The organism is Megasphaera sp. AF13-6AC, from assembly GCF_027685385.1.
Taxonomy (GTDB): domain Bacteria; phylum Bacillota; class Negativicutes; order Veillonellales; family Megasphaeraceae; genus Megasphaera; species Megasphaera micronuciformis.
On record NZ_JAQCUN010000003.1, the window covers coordinates 1 to 26,806 of the forward strand.

At 45.5% G+C, this 26,806-nt stretch carries 23 protein-coding genes and 1 tRNA gene; 22 read left to right on the plus strand and 2 right to left on the minus strand.

Features of this window, described 5'->3' with window-relative positions; genetic code table 11:
* The 12 genes from PGX78_RS00360 to PGX78_RS00415 form a co-directional block, all read left to right on the plus strand.
* The coding region (locus PGX78_RS00360) for an iron chelate uptake ABC transporter family permease subunit (RefSeq protein ID WP_270444692.1) at window positions 1–103 on the plus strand (103 nt) is incomplete at its 5' end.
* Entirely contained in the window at window positions 100–906 is an 807-nt protein-coding gene (locus PGX78_RS00365; protein ID WP_006941069.1) for an ABC transporter ATP-binding protein, read from the plus strand. The genes PGX78_RS00360 and PGX78_RS00365, both read left to right, overlap by 4 nt.
* 13 nt (window positions 907–919) lie before the next feature.
* A complete protein-coding gene (locus PGX78_RS00370) occupies window positions 920–3,025 on the plus strand; it encodes a TonB-dependent receptor plug domain-containing protein (RefSeq protein WP_270444632.1) in 2,106 nt (701 codons plus the stop codon).
* Between the two features lie 66 nt (window positions 3,026–3,091).
* Window positions 3,092–4,804: an ABC transporter ATP-binding protein gene (locus tag PGX78_RS00375; protein WP_006941067.1), complete on the plus strand. Its 1,713-nt coding sequence runs from the start codon at window positions 3,092–3,094 to the stop codon at window positions 4,802–4,804.
* Between the two features lie 99 nt (window positions 4,805–4,903).
* On the plus strand, window positions 4,904–5,842 hold the full coding sequence (locus PGX78_RS00380; protein WP_270444638.1) for a helix-turn-helix domain-containing protein: 939 nt from the start codon (window positions 4,904–4,906) through the stop codon (window positions 5,840–5,842).
* 201 nt (window positions 5,843–6,043) lie between these two features.
* Complete coding sequence (locus PGX78_RS00385; protein WP_040773230.1) at window positions 6,044–6,565, plus strand: flavodoxin family protein; 522 nt, start codon at window positions 6,044–6,046, stop codon at window positions 6,563–6,565.
* 1 nt (window position 6,566) lies between these two features.
* Window positions 6,567–8,135 (plus strand): heme anaerobic degradation radical SAM methyltransferase ChuW/HutW, encoded by a 1,569-nt coding sequence (gene hutW / locus PGX78_RS00390; protein WP_270444647.1) that lies wholly within the window; start codon window positions 6,567–6,569, stop codon window positions 8,133–8,135.
* A 159-nt stretch (window positions 8,136–8,294) separates the two neighbouring features.
* Window positions 8,295–10,211, plus strand: a complete 1,917-nt coding sequence (locus PGX78_RS00395) for a fructose-1,6-bisphosphatase (RefSeq protein ID WP_270444650.1) — start codon at window positions 8,295–8,297, stop codon at window positions 10,209–10,211.
* 126 nt (window positions 10,212–10,337) lie between these two features.
* On the plus strand, window positions 10,338–11,531 hold the full coding sequence (locus PGX78_RS00400; protein ID WP_270444653.1) for an anaerobic nitric oxide reductase flavorubredoxin: 1,194 nt from the start codon (window positions 10,338–10,340) through the stop codon (window positions 11,529–11,531).
* 105 nt (window positions 11,532–11,636) lie between these two features.
* Window positions 11,637–12,200 carry a flavodoxin family protein gene (locus tag PGX78_RS00405; protein ID WP_270444656.1) on the plus strand — a complete coding sequence of 188 codons (564 nt, stop codon included), beginning with the start codon at window positions 11,637–11,639 and terminating at the stop codon, window positions 12,198–12,200.
* A gap of 11 nt (window positions 12,201–12,211) precedes the next feature.
* On the plus strand, window positions 12,212–12,649 hold the full coding sequence (locus tag PGX78_RS00410; RefSeq protein WP_270444658.1) for a PPC domain-containing DNA-binding protein: 438 nt from the start codon (window positions 12,212–12,214) through the stop codon (window positions 12,647–12,649).
* 49 nt (window positions 12,650–12,698) lie between these two features.
* On the plus strand, window positions 12,699–13,439 hold the full coding sequence (locus PGX78_RS00415) for a YoaK family protein (RefSeq protein ID WP_006941052.1): 741 nt from the start codon (window positions 12,699–12,701) through the stop codon (window positions 13,437–13,439).
* A 21-nt stretch (window positions 13,440–13,460) separates the two neighbouring features.
* Here the strand turns inward: PGX78_RS00415 and PGX78_RS00420 are convergent.
* Window positions 13,461–13,536: transfer RNA gene (locus PGX78_RS00420), tRNA-Ala, on the minus strand.
* A 52-nt stretch (window positions 13,537–13,588) separates the two neighbouring features.
* Window positions 13,589–15,481, minus strand: coding sequence for an ABC-F family ATP-binding cassette domain-containing protein (locus tag PGX78_RS00425; protein WP_270444662.1), 1,893 nt, complete (start codon window positions 15,479–15,481; stop codon window positions 13,589–13,591).
* Between the two features lie 185 nt (window positions 15,482–15,666).
* Here PGX78_RS00425 and PGX78_RS00430 point away from each other — a divergent pair, with 185 nt between their 5' ends.
* The 10 genes from PGX78_RS00430 to carB all read left to right on the plus strand — a co-directional run bounded on the left by PGX78_RS00430 (window position 15,667) and on the right by carB (window position 26,770).
* A complete protein-coding gene (locus PGX78_RS00430; RefSeq protein ID WP_006941050.1) occupies window positions 15,667–16,098 on the plus strand; it encodes an Hsp20/alpha crystallin family protein in 432 nt (143 codons plus the stop codon).
* Between the two features lie 110 nt (window positions 16,099–16,208).
* Window positions 16,209–16,682: a pyridoxamine 5'-phosphate oxidase family protein gene (locus PGX78_RS00435; protein WP_270444669.1), complete on the plus strand. Its 474-nt coding sequence runs from the start codon at window positions 16,209–16,211 to the stop codon at window positions 16,680–16,682.
* A gap of 89 nt (window positions 16,683–16,771) precedes the next feature.
* Entirely contained in the window at window positions 16,772–17,485 is a 714-nt protein-coding gene (pyrF, locus tag PGX78_RS00440) for an orotidine-5'-phosphate decarboxylase (protein WP_270444672.1), read from the plus strand.
* Between the two features lies 1 nt (window position 17,486).
* Window positions 17,487–18,074, plus strand: a complete 588-nt coding sequence (gene pyrE / locus PGX78_RS00445) for an orotate phosphoribosyltransferase (protein WP_270444674.1) — start codon at window positions 17,487–17,489, stop codon at window positions 18,072–18,074.
* 16 nt (window positions 18,075–18,090) lie between these two features.
* Window positions 18,091–19,020, plus strand: coding sequence for a hypothetical protein (locus PGX78_RS00450; RefSeq protein WP_270444677.1), 930 nt, complete (start codon window positions 18,091–18,093; stop codon window positions 19,018–19,020).
* A 79-nt stretch (window positions 19,021–19,099) separates the two neighbouring features.
* Window positions 19,100–20,002, plus strand: coding sequence for a DMT family transporter (locus PGX78_RS00455; RefSeq protein ID WP_270444681.1), 903 nt, complete (start codon window positions 19,100–19,102; stop codon window positions 20,000–20,002).
* Between the two features lie 294 nt (window positions 20,003–20,296).
* Window positions 20,297–21,241, plus strand: a complete 945-nt coding sequence (locus PGX78_RS00460; RefSeq protein WP_270444683.1) for an aspartate carbamoyltransferase catalytic subunit — start codon at window positions 20,297–20,299, stop codon at window positions 21,239–21,241.
* Entirely contained in the window at window positions 21,225–22,508 is a 1,284-nt protein-coding gene (locus PGX78_RS00465) for a dihydroorotase (RefSeq protein ID WP_270444694.1), read from the plus strand. The genes PGX78_RS00460 and PGX78_RS00465 overlap by 17 nt, the downstream gene beginning before the upstream one ends.
* Before the next feature lie 4 nt (window positions 22,509–22,512).
* A complete protein-coding gene (gene carA, locus PGX78_RS00470; RefSeq protein WP_270444696.1) occupies window positions 22,513–23,571 on the plus strand; it encodes a glutamine-hydrolyzing carbamoyl-phosphate synthase small subunit in 1,059 nt (352 codons plus the stop codon).
* 1 nt (window position 23,572) lies between these two features.
* Complete coding sequence (gene carB / locus PGX78_RS00475) at window positions 23,573–26,770, plus strand: carbamoyl-phosphate synthase large subunit (RefSeq protein ID WP_270444686.1); 3,198 nt, start codon at window positions 23,573–23,575, stop codon at window positions 26,768–26,770.
* The last annotated feature ends 36 nt before the right edge of the window (window positions 26,771–26,806 follow it).

Below are 26,806 nucleotides of genomic sequence, written 5' to 3' on the forward strand. Positions count from 1 at the left end.
GAGAACTGTATTCAGTCCTGTTGAAGTGCCTGTGGGTATTTTCCTGTCCTTTTTGGGAGCACCCTTCTTCTTATATTTACTGAAAAGGAGGATGCGCTCGTGAGTGATACATTGGAAATTCGCAACGGACATTTACAATACGGCAAAACCGTCATTGCTTCGAATATGAGTGCCGCCTTTTTAAAACCCGAAATCGTTTCTATTATCGGACCGAACGGTTCCGGTAAGTCGACCTTGTTGAAAGCCTTGGGTCGGTTGCTGAAACCGACGGGTGGGGCTGTGTATTTAAACGGTAAAGACTTGAAAGAGTTAAAGTCGGAAGCCGTGGCAAAACATATTTCCGTCCTGCCGCAGTCGGCACAAGCCCCGGGAGATATGACCGTGCGGGAATTAGCGGCATGCGGTCGTATCCCTTACCAATCGGCTTTTTCCCAATTATCACAGGATGACGAGGCGGCCGTTGAGCATGCATTAAAGGTTACGGGCCTTACGAGCATGCAATATAAGAGAACCGGTGCCTTGTCGGGCGGTGAGAGGCAGAGAGCCTGGTTGGCCATGGCCTTGGCTCAGGAACCGAAAATTCTGCTCCTTGATGAACCGACAACTTTTTTGGATGTCCATTATCAGCTTGAGTTAATGGATCTTGTCGTACAACTTCATGAGAAGACGGATATTACGGTTATTATGGTTATGCATGATTTAAATCATGCGGCCCGCTTCAGTCATCGTCTCATTGCCGTGAAAGATGGAGAGATTGTAGCTGACGGACCGGTGAGAGATGTATTTTGTAAGGAGATTTTAGAAACCCTATACGATGTAAACGTGACCATTACGGAAGTAGAAGAAAACGGGCGGTATTATCCCATGTGTTTCCCCTATTTGCGTAAAGATAAAACTAAATCATAACAGGAGGATTACGATGAAACAACCGATTCGATTACTTGTTTTAGCAGCTTTGGCAGCTACGGTTGCCGGTACGGCAATTGCCGCCGACACGACCGGTGCGACAACGGAAGATACAAAGGGACACGGAGTATATAGCGGGGAAATCCTCGTTACGGCATCGCGAACGCAAGAACTTTTAAAAACGGAACCTCAGTCGGCGGAAGTCATTACGGCTAAAGATATTCAGTGCATGGGTGCTGATGATGTATTGTCCGCACTGGCTTTGGCCGATAACTTGAATTTATCGAAAGCGGGTATGACGGGAAACTCTGTGCAGCTCCGCGGTATGAGTACAAATCACACCCTGATTCTTGTTGACGGCAAACGTATTGCCGGTGAAGACGCATCCAATACGACGAACGTCTATGCATTGCAAAGACTCAATGTCAGTGATATTGACCGTATTGAAATTGTTCGCGGGCCGTCCAGCTCTCTGTACGGGTCTGATGCCATGGGCGGTGTTATTAATGTTATTACGCGCGTTCCTAAAAAGGCGGGAGGTACCTTCGGCGTATCAACGGGAACTCTCAGCACGTCGGAATACGGTAATTTCGACTTCGGTAAACACGGCCGGTGGTCAACGAGTATTGATGCCCGCTTGGAACGTCGCCGCCCCTTCAACCGCTTCGGACACTCGGAAGCGATCAACCCGATGACGCATGCTGTCAGCTCCATTACGGACGGATACACGCGGTCTATGTACGGCATGAGAAAGCTTATTCACTTGGCATCTCAATATGATTTTGAAAATGCTAATAAAAACAAGCTTCGTTTTGATATAGATTACGGTAAGGAAAACTTCCGTTCCGATTTTCCCGATACGAAATCGCGGATTTTTACGGGTTCTATGCCTCCCGTTGCTTGGCGCTTGACGAATAAAAACAAAAAAGAATGGTATGACAATGAATCGCGAGGTTTTAGCGTAGAATATTCGGGAAAGACGAAGAAAAACGACTATAAGTTCAGAACTTATTATAATGATTTGGAAAAGTATTCCCATTTATTGAATGAACGCATTTTACCCAGCGGCCCGATTATGACCCCTGCCGGCACACCGGCTAACTACGACTTACAATATCCGAAAGAAGATATGGATAGAGCTAAATACAGCACGTGGGTAACAGAGGCACAGAATACGACCTATATCGGCGACTCGCATAATCTGACTTATGGCGGTGAATTCCGTCGAGTGAAGTATGCCGGCACCCGGTTAGGTGACTCGCTGTCGGGTATGAACAAGATTATGAAGTCACATAAGGTCGATTCTTATGCTGCCTATGTACAAGACCAGTGGCAGGTTAACGATAAGCTCTATATTATTCCGTCCTTACGTTTTGAACACAGCAGTCAATTCGGTTCGGAAGTGACACCGAAGGTGGGCCTTACCTATAACTTTAATAACTTCTGGCGCTTTAAAGCTAATTACGGCTTAGGCTATAAGGCTCCGACTATTACGGAGTTATACATGCGCATGCACCGTGCCATGGGACCTATGACGGTTAATATTTACGGCAATCCCGAATTGGATCCGGAAAAGTCGAAGAGCTTCGACTTCTCCGTAGAAGCGGACAAGGGTGCCTGGTTCGGCAAGGTGACTTACTTTAACAATAAAGTAACCAATTTGATTACGACGGAACGATTTACAGGCCCTACAGGACCGAGCGACTATCGTTATGTGAACGTCGATGATGCGCAGATTAACGGTATAGAAGCTGAAGTGGGCCGTCGTATCGGCAAGCGTTGGATTACTAAGATTACGCATAACTGGTTGGATGCTATTGATAAGAAGAAACACACGCAGTTAGATAATCGGGCTAAGAATACGACGACTTTCCAACTCATTTATGACGATAAGGATAAGATTCACGGATTCAGTGCCGTTTTATGGGATCAATTCGCATCCGACTATCACTACGACGGCAAGATGTACACCTATAATACGGTGAACTTCTCGTTCAATAAAAAGTTGAACGAAGCCTTTTCCGTATATGGCGGCGTCGACAATATTTTCAATAAGAAAATCGATGCTATTTATATTGACGGACGTATGTGGCGTGTCGGTGCCGAATGGAAGTGGTAAGACACAGTCTGAGCGGCAAACCTTCTCTTGCGGGAATGTTTGCCGCTTCTTTACGGAGACTATGAAATGGATTTATTTCAATTTTATAAGCCCTATAAAAAATCGTTGGCCTTTGTCATTGCAGGGGCTTTGTTGACGGCCGGAATGGAAGTAACCTTTCCCATGATTGTTCGACATATATTGGGTGTTGTCTTGCCGGCCCGTGATATGCAGAGTCTCCTATACGAGGGTGCCGGGCTCTTGGGCCTCTACCTTTTGTGTTTGGGGATTACGTATTGCGTATATTGCGTGGGCCGTACAATGGGGGTACGTGTGGAACGGGATTTGCGCAACTCCTTGTTCCGACATTTGGAAAACTTGGACTTTGCCTTTTTCGATAAGGAGAAAACGGGTCATCTTGTATCCCGAGTGACGGGAGATATCGGTGAAGTAGGGAATATTATTTTCGAAATGCCGCATCTTGCAGTAGTCTGCTTAATCACTATGGGGGGCAGTGCCTTTTTCCTCTTTTATATTAATCCTTTACTGGCCGTTTTCGTGTTACTGCTTGTAGCTTTAAAAACGGGAGATACCATTTTCCTTAACAGGAAAATGAAGTCCGCTTTTGCCGAGACGCGTCAACACATGGGCGTCGTCGGCAGTGTGGCCACGGAAATACTTGCCGCAGTACGGGCTGTCAAAGCTTTTAACGGGGAAAATCGTGCGTATCAACGGTTTTCGGATGTAACGGCCGACTTGGCGAATTCGCAAATGCGGACTTTTCGCTATCAAGCGTATATGGCGGGAACCGTCACCTTTTTTTCCAATGCCATAAATTTGACTATTATTGTCGTCGGTGCCGTCCTTATGATGAATGATCTCATGACTATGAGTGATTTGGTCGCCTTTTTGATGTATCTCATGCTGTTTCTTCGTCCCATTATGCAGCTTACATCCTTGACCGAACAGTATCAGCGCAGTATGGCGGGATTTCGCCGTTATCAGGAATTGATACGGGTTGAGCCTAAGGTTCGGGGCGGATCCGTTGTAGCCGATTCAAGACGCATTAAAGGGGACGTAGTCTTTGAACATGTTGATTTTGCGTACCCTGACGGGACTCATGTATTGAAAGATTTCAATCTGACCGTTAAAGCCGGCGAACAAGTGGCTCTCGTAGGACCTACAGGAGCGGGAAAAAGCAGCGTAGCATCCCTGCTTTTACGGTTTTACGATGTAACGGGCGGCAAGATTACCTTAGACGGGCGAGATATTCGCGAATATACATTGGAGTCTTTGCATGAATGCATAGGTATTGTGCAACAGGATATGTATCTTTTTTCCGACTCTGTAAGTGAAAATATTCGTCTCGGTCGTACGGACAGTACGCAAGCCGATATTGAGGCGGCTGCGAAGGATGCCAGAGCCCATGAGTTTATCAGTAGGTTGCCTCGCGGCTATGACAGCTATATCGGTGAACGGGGAGTCATGCTTTCAGGAGGTCAAAAACAACGCTTATCCTTATCTCGCGTATTTTTGAAAAATCCCCCTGTCCTTATTTTAGATGAAGCGACGGCAGCCATGGACAATGAAACGGAAAAACAAGTCTTGCAGTCTCTGGCCGAGTTGTCTCGAAAGCGGACGACGTTGACCATTGCTCACAGGTTGGCGACAGTTCGTCATGCAGATCGAATTATTGTCTTGTCCGGCGGTCGTATTTGTGAGAGCGGCTCGCACGAAGAATTGATGAAAGTCCGTGGCGAGTATTATGACTTATACATGTCGCAATTTAACAAGACATAGGCAATATTGACATGTATTATCAAAATATCGTAACATTGAGATATGAAAGAAACGCAATTTAACAGAAATAAGTTAGCTGTATGCGGAAAGGACATACATATGAAAAACGCTCATGAAATGTACGCCTCGGGAACGGTACAGAACGGGAGTGTATACGAAATTAAAGATAGTAAAGGGCAGGCCGTAATGACCGGGCACAGTGTATATCCCGGCATTATGATTATGTACATGGATATTCACCGGCCGGAACTTTCGTGTGAAGCCAAGCCTATGCCCGATGTATTTGCTATTAATCATTGCGAGACGGGACGTATTGAATGTAACTTCAAAAACGGAGAATACTTGTACATGGGAGAAGGGGATATGTCCGTCGGTTGGAGGCGCTGCAGTGCTTATTGTCATACGTCGGTGTTTCCTTTGGCTCATTATCACGGAGTCACGTTGTTGCTTAATTTACCTAAGGCTCAGGAAACGATGGATCGCCAGTTGGGTGTAGGGGTTATCGACTTGGAAGCCATGAGTCGGCGTCTTTGTGATCAACGCGATTTCGGCATGATTATGAGAGAAGATGCGAGCCTGAAGCATTTATTTTATGAACTTTATCATGTTCCCGAGTCTATTAAAGACCAGTATTTTCGCATTAAAGTTTTGGAAATATTGCTTCTTTTAAGCACTATAAAAAAGGTGCCTGCAGAAAAAAGAGAATCCTTTACGTTGCAACAGGTAAACCTTGTGAAAGCTATTCGTAAGGAAATTACGGAAAATATGATGAAAAAGTTTACCATAGAGCAACTGGCTAAGGAACACGGAATTGCGCCGACAACGCTGAAAAAATGTTTTAAAGGCGTATACGGTTGTACCGTGTCGCAATATATTAAAGAGTACCGTATGGTAAAGGCCAAGCAGATGTTACTGCAAACGGATGACAGTATTATGGAAATTGCCAACTGTGTGGGCTACGAAAACAGCAGTAAGTTTGCCGTAGCCTTTCATAAAATAACGGGACAGCTTCCCGGCGAATTTCGCAGAAGTTATTAGAATTTTTAACGGCAAGGACTTCCATCCTTGCCGTTTTTACCATAGGAAAATGTAGTTTTCCGAGTAGATAAAAGTTAATGTCCGAACGGATTATTGACGGACTGAACGGAGTAGAAGAGTCGGAGTGCTTTTGGTATGATGAATCCGGGTTTTATGTTGTTTTGACGTTTTTACAAGGTGATTTTTCAGGAGGATGAATGTATGAAATACATGGTAGTATACTCGTCTCGGACAGGTAATACAAAAAAGGTTGCCGAAGCGATTGTTTCCGCCTTGCCGGAAGGCACGCCGTGCGTTGCAGCGGCTGAAGCACCTACAGACTTAAGTTCCTATGACTGTGTTTTTGCAGGCTTTTGGGTTGATAAGGGAACGGCTGACGAAGAAGCAAAAAAGGTTTTGGAAACTTTAACGGCAAAGAAGGTGGCTGTTTTTGCAACTCTCGGAGCCAATCCGGCATCGGAACATGCCCATAAGTGCTTGGTTTCCGCTACGGAACTTGTGCCGGCACATACGGAAGTAGTCGACTCCTTTATTTGTCAAGGAGCCGTGGATCCGAAGTTAATTGAAATGATGTACAAGCGGTTTCCGGCAGACTCGCCGCACGGAAAAAATCCTGAAAGCGAAGCTCGCCATGCTGAAGCGGCTAAGCATCCGGATGAAGCGGACTTGGCGGCGGCACGTGCTTTTGCAGTACGCGTAACGAAAAAAGTGAGTGAGGCATAGTATGGGGCTGAAAGAACTGTATGAGAGTCTGCCTTCAGAACAGCGGGAATTTCAATTCGGAAGAATCGGAGTGGATCCTTTAACAGAGGGGTTTCCGCGCAAGCGGGTTGTCCATGCCGGTATTGACGGAACGCCCGTAAATCCTCGCGAGGCTCAGAAAATTTGGCAGGGATTAATGAGTAAAAAGCCTACGGGTAAACCGACACAGACGGCATATATTCATATACCTTTTTGCAAGACCAAGTGCCTGTATTGTGCTTTTTTCCAAAATGGAACGGATCAGGCTGTTGAAGATGCATACGTGGACTCTTTGATAAAGGATTTGGAAAGAGAATGCCATGAGCCGCGATTAAAAAACGGGTTAATTCATTCCGTTTTTATCGGCGGCGGGACACCGACTTCACTGTCGGCACAAAATGCAGAACGTCTTTTACGGGCTATTCGTACCTGCTTGCCTTTAGCCAATGATTATGAATTAACGTTAGAAGGTCGAATTCATGATTTGGTTCCTGAAAAGATGGATGTGTGGATGGCTGAAGGTGTGAATCGCATGTCCTTAGGCGTCCAGTCTTTTAATACGAAAGTTCGACGTCAAGTGGGACGTCTGGATGATAAAGACACTGTTTTGCGACGCTTAGAAGAACTTCAGGCTTACAATCAGTGCGTTGTCATTATCGACTTGATTTACGGGTTGCCGTCTCAGTCCATGGACGTATGGCGTGATGACTTGGAATGTCTTATGACGTCAGCTGCTGACGGGGCTGACTTATATCAGCTCAATGTATACGATAACAGCGATTTGGCTAAGCGTATTCAGGCAGGCGCTTTGGACCCGGCGGCTACGACGAAAGAACAGGCTCGCATGTTCGCGTTTGGGCGAGAATATTTGATGAAACGCAATTGTCGTCGGCTCAGTGCCGCCCATTGGGCTAAGACCAACAGGGAACGGAGTTTGTATAATACATTGGCCAAAACGGGAGTTACCATGTTTCCTTTCGGTAGCGGTGCCGGCGGTCGTGTGGACGGTCATTCGACCATGCTCTATAGAACTCTCGACACGTATGCAACGGCTGTAGAGGAAAAAAAGAAACCTTTTATGGCTTTAGTAAAAGAATCGGATATTCAGCCTTTGGTAAATAAAACGTTAGCACAAATTGAACAAGGCTACTTTAATGTAGACTTGCTGGTCGGGGAAGATCCTCGCTTATCCGACTTAAAGTGGCTCTATGATTTATGGGAAAAGCAAGGACTTGTAGAAAATAACGGCGTGCTTTATAAGCTGACGACAGCCGGAGAGTTTTGGCAAGTGAATTTGGCCCAGACGACGGTCGAATGCATTCAGTATTTGGTTAAAGGAGTTGAAAGCATGTCACTTCAAGGAGTGGCGGCACAAGACGGTGCGGAAACGAAAGCTGTCAGTGAAAAGGTAGAAAAGATTATTGCCGCCATGAAAAAAGCCAAGTCATCGGGAGCCGGGCCGACACCTGAAGCCATGAAGATGATGACGGAAGCCATGCAATCTATGAGTCCTGAAGAAATGCAGGAAGTCATGAAGCATATGGGAAAATAAGATAGGGTCATTCCTTTAGGAGTCTCCCGCACGATATGGGCGGAAGGCTCCTTTTTCATGGGGAAAAACAGGTAATCTATGGTATAATAACAAGGTATAATTCATATTGTCAGGCATTATAAATGTTAATGTGCGAAATACAGGGAAGGTGTGTTGTCTATGAAGCGAGAGGGCAGTTATTCACCTGAATATTTACGGTATTTGGAACTTTTATCGAAAGACTATCCGAACCAGGCGGCTACGTTTACGGAAATTATTAACCTGCAGGCCATCGTCAACCTGCCTAAGGGGACGGAGCACTTCATGAGTGATCTGCACGGTGAGTATGAAGCGTTTTTGCATATTCTTAACAATTGTTCCGGCGTTATTCGAGAAAAGGTAGAGATGATTTTTAAGAATTCTTTGCCCAAAGAAGATCAGGACGATTTATTGACCCTTATTTACTATCCGAAAGAAAAGTTGGATGCCATGACGGAAGCCGGCCTTGTGAATGACAAATGGGCGCGTACGACCTTGCATCATTTGTTGCGGTTGGCGAAGTTATTGTCATCTAAATACACGCGTTCCAAGGTGCGTAAGGCCATGCCCGAAAGTTTCCGCTTTGTTATTGACGAGCTCTTGCATGCTCAACCGGATGAAGATAAGAATCGTCACGTCTATCATTCTAAAATTATTGATTCCATATTAGAGACCGGAAGCTCACGAGATTTTGTCTATGCTTTGACGGATTTAATAAAACGTCTGGCTGTGGATCACCTGCATATTATAGGGGATATTTATGACCGCGGGCCTCATGCCGACAGAATTATGGATGAGCTGATGGGGCACCATTCTCTCGATATTCAATGGGGGAATCACGATATCTTGTGGATGGGGGCCGCTGCCGGTGATGAAGCGTGCATTATCAACGTATTAAGAAATAATGTACGCTATCATAACTTGGAAATTTTGGAAAACGGTTACGGAATCAGCTTGCGTTCTTTGGCTCTCTTTGCCTTGGAAAACTACACGGCCGAAGACGGATTGGACCCGATGGTAAAAGCTATTAATGTTATGCTGTGCAAGTTGGAAGGGCAGACGATTATGCGCCATCCCGAGTATGGTATGAACGACCGCCTCATTTTTAAAGATTTCGACTTTGACGGCGGTAAGGTAACCTTACCCTCAGGCACATATGAATTGACGACGACGGATTTTCCCACTGTCGATCGCAAGGACCCGTATCGGCTCAGTGAAGGTGAAGAGCGGCTTTTAAATGAAATTAAGCGAGAATTTCTGAACAGTGAGCGATTGCAGCGACACATGCGTTTTTTCTACAGCCACGGGTCTGTTTACCGTACATACAACGGGAACCTCCTTTTTCATGGAGGTATTCCAATGAACGAAGACGGTAGTTTTACGGAAGTATTTGTAGACGGTAAGGGGTATAAGGGTCGAGAATTTATGGATAAAGCCGACTTAATGGCGCGGAGAGCTTTTGAAAAGCGCGACCGGGATAGTTTGGACTTTATGTGGTATTTATGGTGCGGTTACGATTCTCCTATGTCGGGACGTATTGTAAAGACGTTGGAACGAAGTTATATTTCCGATGAGTCGACGTGGAAGGAACCGCAAAACCCTTACTATACGTTAAATCGTATTGAAACAGATTGTGTTCGTATTTTACATGAGTTCGGCATCGACTCGCCGCAAGGACATATTATCAACGGTCATACGCCGGTTAAGGTGAAAAAAGGGGAAAACCCTGTACGCGCCGGCGGTAAGGGGATTTGTATAGACGGCGGTTTTTGTAAGGCGTATCAGGGGTCTACGGGTATTGCCGGCTATACACTGATTTTTAATTCCCACGGGTTGCGACTAAAGGCTCACTATCCTTTCCGAGATGTAGAATCGGTACTGTCGTCCAATTCCGATATTTTATCCGAATCGGTTCAAGTAGAATTGGAACCGAAACGAGTTATGATCGGGGATACGGATACGGGTAAGAAAATCCTGCAAATGATAGAAGATTTGAAATGCCTCTTGGCAGCCTATCGTCAAGGATATATTTTTGAACATACATATAAAGAGTGGTAAGAAAGAGCCTTGTCGATAAGTGATACGTCGGCAAGGTTCTTGTTACAAAAACAACGTCTATAGAAAAGAATAAAGAATATAATAAAGATATAATAAGGAAATAAGTTGTTGTAAGGAGGGAACGATATGGTTAAAAGGATTACGAATAAGGTTACATGGGTCGGCAAGGTCGACTGGGAATTGGTTTACTTTCACGGCAAGGAATATTCGACAGATAAGGGTTCATCGTATAACTCGTATTTAATTCGCGATAAGAAGACTGTTCTTATGGATACTGTCTGGGGCCCGTACGATCGAGAATTTGTCGAACGGTTAAAGGAAGAAATCGATTTAAAAGACATCGATTACATTGTCATGAATCATAATGAAAGCGACCATAGCGGTGCGTTGCCTTTACTTATGGCGGAAATACCTGATACCCCTATTTATTGTACGAAAAAGGGTGAGGCCATTATTCGCGGACATTACCATCAGGATTGGAATTTTGTTACGGTAAAGACGGGAGATACCCTTGATTTGGGCGACAGTAAGCTTGTCTTCATTGAAGCCCCCATGCTGCACTGGCCCGATACGATGTTTACATATATGACCGGTGAGGAAATTCTTTTCAGTAATGACGGCTTTGGACAACATTTTGCCAGCGAATCATTGTATAACGACAAGGTGGACCAGGGAGAACTCTTTCATGAAGCCATGAAGTATTATGCTAATATTTTGAATCTTTACAGTCCTATGGTGACGAGAAAAATTAAAGAAATTTTGGATATGAATGTGCCGGTTAAGATGATTTGTCCCAGTCACGGGGTTATTTGGCGAAACAATCCTTTGGAAATCGTCGAAATGTATCAAAAATGGGCCGACGCTTATCAGGAAAATCAAATTACGTTGATTTATGATACCATGTGGAATTCAACTCGACGTATGGCTGAATGTATTGCCGCGGGCATTCGTGAGGCCGATCCGACAGTAACGGTAAAGTTGATGAATTCATCTAAGGCAGATAAAAATGATATCTGTACGGAAGTATTTAAATCAAAGGCTGTTCTTGTCGGTTCTCCCACCGTTAATTACGGGTTTATGTATTCTATCGGCGGTATTTTGGAAATGCTGAAAGGGCTGAAGTTTAAAAATAAGAAGGCCGCCGCCTTCGGTTCATACGGGTGGACCGGCGAATCACCGAAGCAAATTCATGAACATTTGGAAGCCGGAGGTTTTCGGGTTATTGCCGATGACTTGAAGGTTATGTGGGTCCCTGACGAAGAATCACGAAAGCTGTGTATACAATTTGGCCGGGATTTTGTAAAGTCTTTGGAACAATAAAGATAAAAGCGGAAGAGTTGAACTCTTCCGCTTTTTCATTGCCAATAAGGCTTGGCAGGGCTATAATCAAACATAATATATAAACTATATACAGGGGAGATATATATGAGAGTGTTATTATTAAACGGCAGTCGTCGTAAAAACGGATGTACTTATACGGCTTTGCAAGAAGTTGCCGATGTATTGAATAAAGAAGGAATTGACACGGAAATCGTGCATGCCGTGCCGGATAAGGCTGTCGTATCGGAAGCGGCGGAAAAACTGAAGGAAGCGGACGGAGTTGTTATCGGGTCCCCTGTTTACTGGGCATCGCCCTCGGGAGAAATGGTGACTTTTATGGATATGTTGTCGGCTGTAGGCGGTAACTATTTACGTCACAAACCGGCGGCAGCCATAGCGTCGGCACGTAGAGCCGGCACCAGTGCTACTCTCGATGTTTTGTACAAGTATTTAGCTTATCATGAAAGTCTCATCGTTTCATCCAACTATTGGAATATGGTACACGGAAATACGCCTGATGAAGTAAGACAGGATGCGGAAGGTCTTCAAATCATGCAGGTCCTGGGAACCAATATGGTGTGGGCGCTCCGCTGTGTGGAAGCAGGTAAGAAAGCCGGTGTTGAAGTGCCGCAAACGCCGCAGAAAATATATACGAATTTTATCAGATAGGAAGTAGAACCATGGATTACAAAAAAGCGGGACAGCGTATTTATATAAGGCTGGATAAGGATGACGAAGTAATTGCTTCGCTTACGTCCGTTTGCATGAAAGAAGGCATCCAATCAGCCGTGTTTAACGGGATCGGTGCCTGTGATAAGATTACGGTAGGCACGTATATTGAAGAAAAACATGATTTTCTTGACCATAAAAAAGAGGGCATGTTTGAAATGACCTCTCTTATCGGGAATGTAACAACCATGAAGGACGGTAGCCTACATACGCATGCACATGCCATGTTTGCCTATCTGGACGATGACGGTGAAGTAAAGAATTTCGGCGGTCATTTGGAATGGGCCCGTATTTGTTACACCGGCGAAATCGTCATGGACGTGACGGAAGGCTTTGTTATTGGAAGAAAGCAGGATCCGCAAACAGGCATTGAAGTATGGGATTTATAGACTGTCCGAAAGTACGGACTGTACCCAATAAACTCGGAAGGGACTTTCTATGAATAACGTTATTTTTTTGCCTCATCACAGGAGGATTATAGCCGTCTTATTCGGAATTATCGGCGGGGCTCTTGACGTATATTGCCAGCTTAAGTTCGGGACTCTTGTGGCTTTACAAACAGGTAATATAATCTTTCTTATTTCGGATATTCAATATGGAAATATGGAAGGAGTGGCCATTCGTTGTCTGTCGGTTCTCTTTTTTACCCTCGGCTTTTGGACCGGTATGATTGTGGAACGCTGGGAAAAGACACCTTACTGGCGAGCTTGGAATATTTGTCCTTTTTTGGTTGTCACTTTAATTCTTCCCGTCATATCATGCCATGCCATTGTTTGGGTAGCCTTGTTGGCGTATACGGCAGGTATTGTTATGATATCCTTTAGAGGCATTCAGATTGAGTCGGAACCGTATTCTTTATTTATGACATCAGGGAACTATCAACGCATGCTGATATCCTGGTATCATCATTGGCGACATGATTATAAGCATGACAAGATGAAGCGGCAAGCCGTAAACTACAGCATCATGGTCAGCAGCTTTGTTGCCGGAGCCTTGATCGCCGCAGCTTTTGTTCATTTTTTTGATACCTATGCAGTATGGTTTATTGCAATTTGTACGTTTGTTGTTCTGTCTAAGTATGCCGGCGACGTGCGGGCCTTGGAACAAGCTAAAAAGAAGGCGAAACAAGGTCATAGAAGTTGTAAACAAGAGCAGATAATAAAAAAAGAGTTCGACTGATTGTCGAACTCTTTTTTTATATGGTGGAGATGAGGAGAATCGAACTCCTGACCCCCTGCTTGCAAGGCAGGTGCTCTCCCAGCTGAGCTACACCCCCATGTGTTTCACAACAAATACAATATATCATGAAACACTTGAAATGGCAAGGGCTATTGAGCTAACTTTTCCCATTTCTCGTAAGCTGTTTGCAAGGCCTTTTCCGTTTCGGAATAAACCGTGTTTAAGTCCGTCAGCTCTTCAGGGGAAGCTGTATTCATTTGCACTTCATACATTTTCAGCGTCGCTTCCAATTCGGCGATTTTCATTTCAATTTCTTCCAACTGCTTAAGATTGATCGGGTGTGTTTTGCGTGCCCGGTCAGTAGAGGGAACGGTAACCGCAACGACATTGGAGACTTTTTTATCTTCCCGAACGGTGTTTTCGAACCCTTTTTTTTCTGCCTGAAGTGCCAGCAGCTCTGCTTCTTTCTCCTTGTAGTATGAGTAATTTCCAGCAAAATCCTTAACTTGTTTGTTTTCAAGTGACAGCGTTCGAGTTGTAATTTTATCTAAGAAGTATCGATCGTGAGAAACGATGAGATACGTGCCGCCGAAGTCGAGTAAGGCATCTTCCAAAATCTCGCGAGTCGGAATATCGAGGTGATTGGTCGGTTCATCGAGAATGAGAAAGTTCGGGCCCGAGAGTAAGAGCTTTAACAAAGCCAGACGAGCTTGTTCCCCGCCACTCAGAGAGTCTACGGATGTAAAAACATCATCGCCGCGGAAGAGAAAACGTCCCAAAAGAGAGCGCGCCTGTTCTTCGTTCATCGTATAGTCCGCCATAAGTTCTTCCAATACTGTCAAGTGACTATGGAGCTCCGTATGTTCTTGAGCGAAATAACCGATATGCACACGACTTCCTAAGGTAATATGACCTTGGGTCGGCTCCTTTTCTCCTATGATCATTTTTAACAGGGTGGTTTTACCCGTCCCGTTGGGGCCGATAAGAGATGTTGATTCGCCACGACGTATTAGAAAGGAAAGATGACTGAATAATTCCTTGTCCGTAAAGCCGCCGCATATATCATCGACGACGAGAACTTTTTGGCCGCACTCTTCGGCAGGAGCAAAATCAAAGTGCAATGTATCGCCTTCGTATAGCTTGTCGATTCGTTCTAAACGGTTGAGTTGTGATTGACGTCCGCGTGCCTGCTTCGATTTAATGCCTGCTTTGTACTTACGGATGTAGGCTTCCGTTTCTTTGATTTTCTCCTGTTGCTTGTCATAGGCCCGTTGTAAAGATTTGCGTCTTTCATTTCGTTGAGACATGTAGCGGGAATAATTTCCTTTGTATAGCGTTGTCGTGCCGTTTTCAAGTTCTAGCACGTTTGTTGCCACTCTGTCCAGAAAGTAGCGATCATGAGAAACTATGAGAATAGCACCGTCATAAGAAAGTAGATAGGTTTCGAGCCATTCCAACATGGCAGTGTCCAAGTGATTGGTCGGTTCGTCCAAAATGAGACACGAAGGATGACGTACTAGGGCTTTGGCTAAGTTGATACGCGTTTTTTGTCCGCCCGAGAAACTTTGAAAAGGGCGATTCAAGTCATCTTGCCCGAAGCCCAGCCCGGCTATGATTTTTCTGGTTGTCGCTTCGTATGAAAAACCGCCGAGCATTTCGAAACGTTCTTGCAAACGGGCATAACGCATTTGCAGCTCTTCATCATTCGGACTCATCTGCATAGCTTTTTCCGTTTCTCGCAGGCTCGTTTCCGTATCATGTAAGTCGGACCAAGCCATGTCTATCGTCTCTCCTAAGGTTGCCTCATCTGTAGAGGTCACATCTTGTTTTAAATAACCGATAGTTTCACCGTAGGGAATGATAACGGCTCCGTCCGTGTAATCTTCTTCGCCAATGAGACATTTTATGAGCGTCGTTTTCCCGGCTCCGTTTGCTCCGATAAGAGCCAGTCGTTCACCGCGCTTTAACTCGAAGGATACGTTTTTGAAGATAGTGCGTATGCCGAAAGTTTTTTCTAAGTTTTGTATTTTAATTGCCGCCATGTACAGGTCCTTTCTTGCCGTTTCATAATGTTTTTTATTATAGCATAAAAAATATAATAGGAATAAATGAAAAAAGCTATTAGCACTCTATTGACATGAGTGCTAATGAAGAGTATAGTGTGATTGTAGGAAGAAAAAAGATTTACTACACAATAAAAAGTCAAAAGAACAAAGAAGGGATTGCTATGAGAAGTTTATTTCCTATTGTAAATAATGATAATTTTTTATTTCCTGAAGATGTATGGAATACTTTCTTTACAGATGTAACACGTACAGCATCACCGCTCAGTATGCCGAAGATAGACTTGGAAGATAAGGGTGACAGATATGAATTGACGGTTGATTTGCCGGGTATGACTAAAGATGACATTGAATTGACCTATGATGACCCGATTCTTGTAGTCACGGCATCTCATAAAGATGAACAACAGTCGGATGAAGCTAAAAAATATGTATATCGAGAACGGACCGCACAGACCTTCTCGCGGCGGTTGTTGATCCCGCATATTGATAGAAAGTCTACGGAAGCATCTTTTGAAGACGGTGTCCTGAAAGTATCTTTGCCTAAAGAAAAAGATGAACCGGAAGAAAAGAAAAACATAATTCACATTAAGTAAGTCGGCAATAAGGCCCTGTTTGCAAATGTATGCAGACAGGGCGTTTTATATTTCATATAACCTGTGCTATAGTAAAAATATAGGAATGGGCAATACTTCAGGGGGATTTTATGAGGCGCAGGGACAGGGAAGAAACGAGAAGAGAAGAAATTATAAATATTATTGCCGCAGCCGATTGTTGTCGTTTGGGACTTATAGATGATGACGGATTGGCTTATTCGGTACCGCTTAATTTTGCTTTCGTAGAAGAAGGCGATTTCGGTGTCTTTTATTTTCACGGTGCGGCACAGGGGAAGAAAATAGACCTTGTGAATCGTTCTTTACGAGCATCCTTTGAAATGGATACACGACATAAACTGTTGCCTGCCGAAAAAGCATGCGGACACTCATATGCCTTTGCCTCACTTATGGGGAAGGGAAATGTGTCTGTCGTAGGGGACAGTCGAGAGAAGTACGATGCCTTGGAACTTCTCATGCAACAAGTGACGGGAAAAGCAGGCTGGTCAATACCCGAAGAGGCCTTAAAGAGTGTCGGGGTTATTAAATTGCAAGTGACAGAGTGGTCCTGCAAGGTGCATGTTTAAGCGGTATATGTTTGACAGACGTTCGACACCGTGCCATAATTTATAAGATTATGTATGATAGTGTCTTTTTGTGTGAAGGGATGGTTCGGATGGCGGATAATCGCATTATTGCAGCCCTGGATGTTCATACGCTCGATGATATGAAACGACTGGTGTACAAATTGGGAGACAGCGTTTCATTTTATAAGGTGGGAATGGAGCTTTTTTACAGTGCCGGGCCCGATACGGTGCGTTGGCTTAAAGCTGAAGGAAAGCAAGTCTTTTTGGATTTAAAAATTCATGATATTCCCAATACGGCGGCACAAGCCGTTCGGGCTTTGACCGGGTTGGGAGCCGATTTGATGACTCTGCACGGCAGCGGTGGCCATGCCATGTTGAATGCGGCGGCGGAAGCGGTGGCTGATGAAGCGGAGCACTTGTCCATAATACGTCCGAAGTTGTTGGCAGTTACGGTACTCACGAGCATTGATGCCGATGAGTGGCAGAAGTTGGGACATACGAACAGTATTAGTCAATCGGTATTGACCATGGCGGCGGCGGCCAAGGCAGCCGGTATGGACGGTACCGTTTCATCACCGCATGAAGCGGCTGAGATTCGCCGTCTCAACGGGCCGGACTTTTTAATCGTAACACCGGGTATTCGTCCTTCTTTTGCACAATCGGATGATCAAAAGCGTGTAACGACTCCGAAAGAAGCCGTCCAAAACGGGGCTACTCATCTAGTCATAGGTCGTCCTATTACCAAGGCTGCCGATCCGCAAGAAGCGGCTCGTGCCATAGTGGAAGAAATCAGGGAGGTATAAGATGTTAACTCAAGAACAGGTACGACAACTTTTAGTAGAAACCGAGGCTGTGTTGGAAGGGCATTTTTTACTTACGTCGGGATTACACAGCCCTTTATATGTAGAAAAGTTTAATGTTTTGCAGCATCCCGAATATACGGAAAAGCTGTGTAAAGAACTGGCTGAACGTTTTAAAAATAAGGGCGTACAGACTGTTATGGGGCCTATGACGGGCGGTATCTTGTTAGCCCATGAAGTGGGGAAGGCTTTGGGCACTCGAGCTATTTTTACGGAGCGGGAAAAGGGAAAGATGACCCTGCGTCGCGGTTTTTGCATTAAACCGGGCGAACGCGTCCTGATTGTCGAGGATATTGTGACTACCGGCGGATCCGTTCAGGAAGTAGTCGATGTAGTCAAGGCTGCAGGAGGAGAAATTGTCGGGGTAGGTCTTTTGGTGGATCGTAGCGGCGGGAAGGCTGAATTCGGCGTGCCCAAAGAAGATGTACAAGCTTTGTTGAACTTGGAAGTTCCTACGTATGAACCGGAGACTTGCCCTTTATGTAAAGAAGGCGTTCCCATGACGGAACGTGGCAGCCATCACTTAAAATAGAAGGGAAGACCAGTTGATGTTGGATAATATTTGGACTTTATTACCGTATTTTGACGCCGGCATTGTAGCCGCCGTCGTGGCACGGTTTACAGGTATGAACCTTAGCATGACCGTCCTTTTCGCCTTACTTTATATCGGAGCTACGCCGGTGGAAGCGGTCATGTCTATGCTCGTATTCAACCCGTTCACGTACTTTACGGTGTATACGCAGCAGCATATTTTGGGGATTAAAGACCTTACCTTTTTTCCGGGTGCCAAGATGCTCATACCCGTTATTGTTACGTTGGCATTAGCGACCTTCAATCCCTTTGTAGGTATCATTATTTTTATTGCGTTGTTTTTGGCTGAATCGTTTGCCAAGGTTTATAAGGCGATGGATGTTAAGAAACGTCCGTCTGCACGACATATCGTGTTTATGACGTTCGGGGCGTCGGTACTCATGATTATCGGTCTCTTGCTTGTACAGTGGTTTCCGGAAAAATATTACTATATCCTGGCAGGAGCGGCGGCCCTGGTTTTTGTCATTATTATGGCCGCATCATCCAATCGCAGAGCTTATACGGGAATGTGGGACTATCTCATGTACGGCTCCGCATTTATTTCCGGATTGACCGGTATTATTGCCGATGATTGGTTTGGAGCTATGAAGCGGCAAAAAGAATCGGCGTTATCGCAGGTTTATCCTATTGTCATGTACAGCGCTGCCGTCATAGCATTGCTTGCGGGCTACGGCGTATATTCGTATTTTTCGGCCGGGTCTCTGTTTCTTACTATCGGAGCGGCACTGACCATTCGTTTCTTAGGTGTTTATGACTACGGTAAGAGCGGTAAGTTTTCTTACTTGGCCCTGGGTATGACTGTCTTGGTCATTTTGATTTTCTGGCTTATACAGCCGGTGCCGACAGGGTTACCGGAAATAGCCGATAAGGCGACGTCTTTGTTTTGACCGGAGCGTTGAGGATTTGTTATAGTAATGCAGTAATCGCCATGCGGTTACTGCATTTTTTTTAAGAAAGGGGAACACAGTGAAGACCTTAGCTAATACTACCCGCGGTTACTGGTGTGCGGCCCTGGGAGGAATCATTTGGGGACTTTCGGGCGTAGCAGGGCAGTTTCTGCTGTCTGTATACGACGCCTCCCCTTTTTGGCTGACCGGAGTGCGCATGACTTGTGCGGGAATCGTATTTTTCATACTTTCTTTAAGACAAATACGCTCTTTGGGTATTGTTGTTCGACACCCTAAAGAGTTAATAACTGTTTTTATATACGGGATTTTCGGACTCATGCTGAATCAGTTATCATACTTTTTCAGTATCTCCTATTCCAATGCGGGAACAGCTACGGTATTGCAGACATTATGCGTCGTCATGATGGCCGTATTGGTCTGCCTGCAAAGGCGCCGATTTCCGTACAGTCGGGAGGTTCTCTCCGTCATCTTAGCTTTTATCGGTGTGGTTCTTATAGCTACACACGGACGTATAACGGAACTTGTTTTGTCTCCGCGAGCCTTAATTTGGGGTCTTCTCGATGCGGTCAGTTGCGTCGTCTACACCCTTTTATCTATTAAACCCGTGCGCAAGTGGGGGAGTGTAGTCGTTAATGCCATAGGTATGTTGACAGGCGGGATTTTCTTGTCTTTACTTTACCGTCCTTGGGAAGGTATGCCTCATTTGGATCTTGCCGGCTGGCTGGCTTTTTTCGGAATCGTTTTGTTCGGCACTGTCTTAACGTACGTGCTGTTCTTACAAGGTGTGCGGGATATCGGGCCTCTCAATACAACGTTAATTGCTACGGTTGAACCCGTGTCTTCGGCTCTTTGTTCGGCCCTTCTTTTGGGAACGGTCTTTACCTTTGCCGAAATCGTAGGTCTGGTATTAATTATTGCAACTGTGTTTTTAATTGTTGCGCAAAAGAAGGTGACGGGATGAGCATATCTGTTGAATAGGACAAAGAAGTGTATAAGAGAGTGTTAGGCTGTTCGGCACAGTCGGAGAAAGGCCTTTCCACTCTTTTGTGTCATATGTTTTTCTTGACTTTGATCGCTTACATATATAAAATAATAGAGGATATGAGGCGGTCCCGTGAGGCCGACGTATTCGCTGAAAATAGATTAGCACCTTTAATATAGTCCGGAGAGGCTAAAAAGGGATGTGTTTTTGTTGTGCGCATAATATGACCTTTGCCTCCGGCAAGGGTCTTTTTTTTACACAAAGGAGGAGCTCGTGGCCGACTTGAAAGGAAAGAGTTTACTCGGATTACAGGGAGTAACGAAGGAAAATATTGAACTGATTTTGCGCTCTGCCCGTAAGATGAAGGATATTGTAAACAGCGGAGATAAGAAGTTGCCTCTGCTGCACGGCAAATCGGTAGTGAACATGTTCTGGGAACCGAGTACGCGTACGCGCGGATCCTTTGAAATGGCGGCGAAGTATCTGGACGCCGATGTTATCAACTTCACACCCAGCGGCAGCTCCATTGTAAAGGGTGAAAGTTTCCGTGATACCTTGTTGACCGTAACGGCTATGGGCGTAGATGCCATTGTTATGCGTCATAAGATGGAAGGGTCGCCGCGATTGGCTGACTCTTACGTTGATCCGGTTATTGTCAATGCCGGTGACGGAGCCCATGAACACCCGACTCAGGCCCTTCTTGATATGTACACGATTAATGAGGTAAAGGGCGGTATTAAGGGCCTTAAAGTAGTCATTGTCGGCGATATAGACCATAGTCGTGTAGCACGCTCGGGGATTTACGGTTTAAAAACTTTGGGAGCTGATGTTCACCTTGTCGGTCCGCGCACCTTACTGCAACCCGAATTGGCCAGCATGGGTGTAAGCGTTCATTATAATTTGGACGAGGCTTTAGAAGGGGCGGATGTAGTTAACGTATTGCGTATTCAAAAGGAACGCCAAGGCGTGGGCTTCTTCCCCGGTACGGGTGAATATACATCCCTTTACGGCATTAATCGGAAGCGTTTGGAGCAGGCGAAAAAAGACGTGTTGGTTCTTCATCCCGGACCGATGAATCGGGGGCTGGAAATCGAACCCGACGTGTGCTACTGGGAACAGTCGTCTATTCAAGAACAGGTTAAAAACGGTGTGTGCGTACGTATGGCGGTCTTGTACCTGACCATTATAGGAGGCGATGAAAGTGGCATTAGTCGTTAAGAACGGTCGGTTAATCAATCCGGCAACGGGAGAAGATAAAATTTGCGACATTCGCATAGACGGTACGAAGATAACGGCCATAGGTCCGGATGTGGACATTCAGGATGCAGACATTTTGGATGCGACGGGATTGGTGGTTACACCCGGATTGATTGATATGCATGTGCATTTGCGGCAGCCCGGACAGTCGGCGAAAGAAACGATTGAAAGCGGCACTAAGGCGGCTGCTGCCGGCGGTTTTACACGTGTCGCTACTATGCCAAATACAAAGCCCGTCATTGACAGTGCTATTATCGTCGACGGTTTGAAGTATAAAATTGCTGATGAAGGGGTCGTCAAAGTCGATATTATCGGGTCTTTATCCAAAGGGTTGGAAGGCAAGGAATTATCATCTATGGGCGGTATGTCTAAGGCGGGTGTTGTCGCTTTTTCCGATGACGGCCGTTATGTACAAAATTGCGATTTTATGCGAAAAGCTATGGAATACGCAGGCATGTTCGGTAAAATTGTCATCGATCATTGCGAAGATGCGGATCTCATCGAAGGCGGGCATATGCATGAAGGGGTTGTTTCTCACGAATTGGGACTTAAGGGCCGTCCGGCCGTGGCTGAAGACATTGCCGTAGCCAGAGATATTCTTTTAGCGGAAGCAACGGGTACGGCTGTTCATATTGCTCATATCAGTACGAAAAATGCTGTCCAAATGGTACGACAAGCCAAGGCAAAGGGACTGAAGGTTACGGCCGAGGCGACACCTCAACATATGATTTTGACGGATGAAGCCTTGAGATCTTATGATCCGCGGTTTAAAGTGAATCCGCCCTTGCGGTCGGAAGAACATAGAAAGGCCGTGGTTGAAGGACTCGTGGACGGAACTATTGATGCCATTGTGACAGATCATGCTCCACACACAATTGAAGAAAAAGACTGTGAATTTTCCTTGGCTCCGAGCGGCTTTGTCGGGTTGGAAACTTCACTCGGTACAGTACTTACCTACTTGTATCATACGGGGACTGTCGACTTAATGACTCTGATTCGAACTATGACTTCGAGCCCTGCCGCCTTACTCGGCGTAGATGCCGGTAATGTGGCAGTCGGAAAAACGGCGGACTTGACTATTATGGACTTAAATAAAGAATGGACCGTCGACTCCGATAAGTTTTATTCAAAAGGTAAATCTACGCCTTTTGAAGACATGATTCTCAAGGGAAAGGCCGTTGCGACTATTGTTGACGGCAAGATAGTCATGAAAGACGGGGAGGTATAGAGTGATGAAAGGAATCCTCATATTAGAAAGCGGTGAACGGTTTTACGGTAAGATGCTTACGGCAGAACCGGCCGTAGGTGAAGTTGTATTTAATACGGGTATGACGGGGTATCAGGAAACATTTACAGATCCGTCTTATGCCGGACAGATTATTACTATGACATATCCGCTTATCGGTAATTACGGACTTTTCCATGAAATAGAACAGGCCGATCGCCCTTATGCAAAGGGCTTTGTACTCAGCGAACTATGTGACTCTCCCAGTAATTGGCAGAATGAAGGCCCGTTAGCTACCTTTATTATGACTCATCACATCCCCTGCATTTATGATGTAGATACGCGAGCCGTTACTCGTGTTATTCGTAACCATGGTGTTATGAAGGGCGTTATCGTACCGGAAACGATGAGCGAAGAAGAAATTAAAGAACTGATGTCGACGGAACTCGATAAAGATGTTATTGAGCAAGTGTCGACGCGTAAAGTAAAGAAGCGCGGTAAAGGAAAATACCACGTGGCCGTTATGGACTACGGCGCGAAGGAAAATATTTTACGGGAACTCATCAAAAATGATTGCTCTATTACCGTATTGCCGTGCCATACGTCGGCGGAAGAAATACTGGCTCTGAATCCTGACGGGATCTTTCTTTCCAACGGGCCGGGAGATCCGGAAGATGTGCCGGAAATGGTGGCGGAAGTAAAAAAACTCATCGGTCAAAAGCCTATTTTCGGTATTTGCATGGGACTTCAGCTGTTGGGATTGGCTTTAGGCGGTAAGGCTAAAAAACTGGCTTTCGGTCACAGAGGCTCCAATCACCCGGTGAAAGACCAGCAAAGCGGTAGGGTCTACATTACATCGCAGAATCACGGCTATATTATTGATGAAAAAACATTACCTCCTGAAGCGATTATTACGCACCGTAACTTGCACGATAATACGCTGGAAGGATTCGCGATTCCGGAAAAACAGATGTTTTGTGTACAATATCATCCCGAAGCCTCACCGGGACCGACGGATAACCTGTACTTGTTTAAACAATTCGTCAAGATGATGGAGGGCAAATAAGATGGCTGAAGCATTAAAGAAGGTTCTCGTAATCGGCTCGGGGCCGATTATCATCGGGCAGGCGGCTGAATTTGACTATGCAGGAACTCAGGCCTGCCGAGCTTTGAAAGAAGAAGGCTTGGAAGTTGTCTTGATTAACAGTAATCCGGCGACGATTATGACGGATGAAGATATTGCCGACAGAGTGTATATTGAACCGATTACGCTTGACTACGTAGCGGAAGTTATTGAAAAAGAACGTCCCGACGGTCTTTTAGCAACTCTAGGCGGGCAGGTAGGCCTTAATATGGCCATTGAACTGGCTGAAAACGGTGTGCTTGAAAAATACGGTGTTAAACTGTTGGGGACAAAGCTTAGTGCCATTGAAGAAGCGGAAGATCGTGAATTATTCAAAAAGGCAATGAAGGATATCAATCAACCTGTTCCGGAAAGCGATATTTTTGAAAATGTTCAAGAATCCGTCGATTTTGCCAACTCCATCGGGTATCCCGTTATCGTGCGACCGGCCTATACCCTGGGCGGTACGGGCGGCGGTATTGCTCACGATGAAGATGAATTGTTCATGATTGCTACGCGCGGCATCAAACTCAGCCCTATTCATCAAATTCTCGTCGAACGCTCTGTAGCCGGCTGGAAAGAAGTTGAATACGAAGTTATGCGCGACAAGGCGGATAACTGCGTCATTATTTGTAACATGGAAAATATCGACCCCGTGGGCGTGCATACAGGGGATTCCATTGTTGTAGCGCCCAGTCAGACGTTGAATGACTTGCAGTATCAACTCTTACGCACCGCATCGGTCGATATTATTCGCCGTTTGAAAATCGAAGGCGGTTGTAATGTACAGTATGCCCTCGATCCGAACAGTAATCGGTATTATGTAATTGAAGTAAACCCGCGTGTCAGCCGTTCATCCGCACTGGCTTCCAAAGCTACCGGATATCCCATTGCGAAAGTAGCGGCTAAGGTGGCTACCGGTCTGACGTTGGATGAAATTCCCAATGCCGTTACGGGTAAAACCATGGCCTGCTTTGAACCGACATTGGATTATTGTGTTATTAAGTTCCCGCGCTGGCCTTTTGAAAAATTTGCTCTTGCCGACCGTACCCTGGGAACGCAAATGAAGGCAACCGGCGAAGTCATGGCTATTGATCGAACTTTTGAAGGCGCTATATTGAAGGCGGTACGGTCTTTGGAAATCGGCGTTGATTACCTGCGACTGAAGTCCTTGGAAACAAAGTCGCTCATCGATATTGTTGAACTGTTACAGCGACAGGATGATGAACGTATTTTCGTAGTTACCCAGGCTTTACGCATGGGTATCAGCGAAGAAAAGATTCACTTTATTACAGGATACGATTTGTGGTTCTTACGCAAGTTGAAGAATATTGTCGACTTGGAAAATAGACTCGGTCGTGAAGGACTGACGGATGAAAATGTTCGCCTCGCTAAGAAATACAGTATACCCGACGGTGTCATTGCCGGTCTCGTAGGGAAGACGGAAGATGAAGTACGTGCTTATCGTACGGTCTCGGGTATCTTGCCGACTTTTAAGATGGTTGATACGTGCTCAGCCGAATTTGAAGCGGAAACGCCGTACTATTATTCGTCTTATGCCGTAGAAGACGAAGTAAAACCCTTAGGAGATAAGAGCGTTATCGTTATCGGCTCCGGCCCTATTCGGATCGGGCAAGGGGTAGAATTTGACTATTGTTCCGTTCACTCGGCATGGGCTTTACGCAAGGCCGGTATGAACAGCATTATTATTAATAACAATCCTGAAACGGTAAGTACGGACTTTGATACTTCGGACAGTCTGTATTTTGAACCGTTGACGGTAGAAGATGTCATGGCTGTCATTGATAAGGAAAAGCCTGTCGGTGTTATTTGCCAGTTCGGCGGACAGACGGCTATTAACTTGGCAGCCCCCTTGGCGGCTCGCGGAGTTAATGTATTGGGTACATCCGTGGCCGGAATGGATAGAGCCGAAGACCGTGAAAAATTCGACGATCTTTTGACGAAGTTGGATATACCTCGTCCGGCAGGACGTATCGCAACGAGCGACACGGAAGCTATGAAGGTTGCCTCTGAATTGGAATTTCCCTTAATCGTACGCCCGTCCTATGTCTTAGGTGGTCGTGCTATGGAAATTGTGTATACGGAAAGTGAATTGGAGCGGTATTTGCGTGAAGCCGTTATCGCATCACCCGACCACCCGATTCTCATTGACGAATACATGGTAGGTCGTGAATTGGAAGTAGATGCCGTTTCGGACGGAACGGATGTATTCATTCCCGGCATTATGGAACAGGTAGAACGGGCCGGAGTTCATTCAGGTGATTCCATTGCCGTTTATCCGCCGCAACAATTGGATCAGGATATGATTGATCAGATTGTTGATTATACGACAAGGATTACGTTGGAACTTCAAGTAAAAGGAAGCGTCAATATCCAGTTTGTGTTGGCTCGCGGTAAGTTGTACATTATTGAAGTCAATCCGCGTTCGAGCCGGACGGTACCCTTCCTTAGCAAGGTAACTCGCGTACCTATGGTTGAAATTGCTACGCGTGTCGCCTTGGGAGTTACTTTGAAGGACCTGGGATACGGTAGCGGTCTCTTGCCGGTTAAAGACTATGTAGCGGCAAAGGCTCCTGTATTCTCGTTCAGTAAGATCGGGCTGGCGGAAATCGCTTTAGGGCCGGAAATGAAGTCGACAGGCGAAGTTATGGGTATCGGAAAGACCTATTCGGAAGCTTTGTACAAGGCTGTTAACGGTGCTAAGATGAGAATTCCCGCAGGCGGTACGATCTTGTTGACCGTAGCCGACAGGGATAAGGAAGAAGCCATGCATTTGGCTGAAGGCTTCCGTAGCTTGGGATATCACATTATAGCGACGGAAGGTACCGGGAAATACTTTACGGACCATGGTATAAATGTAGATATCGTTAAAAAAATTCATGAAGACGGGCAAAATATTGCGACTATGATACGCAACGGAAAAATCGATCTGGTCGTTAATACGTTGACCTTCGGCAAAAGACCGGAACGAGACGGATTTAATTTGCGGCGTATGGCTGTCGAACTGGCCGTTCCTTGCTTGACGTCTCTTGATACGGCTCGCGAAGTATTGCGTGTCTTTGCCAACAAAGGCAAAGGTGACGGCTACCATCACGTAGCGGCTTTGCAAGATTATCACTAAAACACCGCTTTACAAGCATGAAGATACAATCCTAAA

Coding starts and splice junctions, on each gene's coding strand:
- PGX78_RS00370 (WP_270444632.1), top strand. CDS start 920: ATGAAACAACCGATTCGATTACTTGTTTTAGCAGCTTTGGCAGCTACG.
- PGX78_RS00375 (WP_006941067.1), top strand. CDS start 3,092: ATGGATTTATTTCAATTTTATAAGCCCTATAAAAAATCGTTGGCCTTT.
- PGX78_RS00380 (WP_270444638.1), top strand. CDS start 4,904: ATGAAAAACGCTCATGAAATGTACGCCTCGGGAACGGTACAGAACGGG.
- PGX78_RS00385 (WP_040773230.1), top strand. CDS start 6,044: ATGAAATACATGGTAGTATACTCGTCTCGGACAGGTAATACAAAAAAG.
- hutW (WP_270444647.1), top strand. CDS start 6,567: ATGGGGCTGAAAGAACTGTATGAGAGTCTGCCTTCAGAACAGCGGGAA.
- PGX78_RS00395 (WP_270444650.1), top strand. CDS start 8,295: ATGAAGCGAGAGGGCAGTTATTCACCTGAATATTTACGGTATTTGGAA.
- PGX78_RS00400 (WP_270444653.1), top strand. CDS start 10,338: ATGGTTAAAAGGATTACGAATAAGGTTACATGGGTCGGCAAGGTCGAC.
- PGX78_RS00405 (WP_270444656.1), top strand. CDS start 11,637: ATGAGAGTGTTATTATTAAACGGCAGTCGTCGTAAAAACGGATGTACT.
- PGX78_RS00410 (WP_270444658.1), top strand. CDS start 12,212: ATGGATTACAAAAAAGCGGGACAGCGTATTTATATAAGGCTGGATAAG.
- PGX78_RS00415 (WP_006941052.1), top strand. CDS start 12,699: ATGAATAACGTTATTTTTTTGCCTCATCACAGGAGGATTATAGCCGTC.
- PGX78_RS00425 (WP_270444662.1), bottom strand. CDS start 15,481: ATGGCGGCAATTAAAATACAAAACTTAGAAAAAACTTTCGGCATACGC.
- PGX78_RS00430 (WP_006941050.1), top strand. CDS start 15,667: ATGAGAAGTTTATTTCCTATTGTAAATAATGATAATTTTTTATTTCCT.
- PGX78_RS00435 (WP_270444669.1), top strand. CDS start 16,209: ATGAGGCGCAGGGACAGGGAAGAAACGAGAAGAGAAGAAATTATAAAT.
- pyrF (WP_270444672.1), top strand. CDS start 16,772: ATGGCGGATAATCGCATTATTGCAGCCCTGGATGTTCATACGCTCGAT.
- pyrE (WP_270444674.1), top strand. CDS start 17,487: ATGTTAACTCAAGAACAGGTACGACAACTTTTAGTAGAAACCGAGGCT.
- PGX78_RS00450 (WP_270444677.1), top strand. CDS start 18,091: ATGTTGGATAATATTTGGACTTTATTACCGTATTTTGACGCCGGCATT.
- carA (WP_270444696.1), top strand. CDS start 22,513: ATGAAAGGAATCCTCATATTAGAAAGCGGTGAACGGTTTTACGGTAAG.
- carB (WP_270444686.1), top strand. CDS start 23,573: ATGGCTGAAGCATTAAAGAAGGTTCTCGTAATCGGCTCGGGGCCGATT.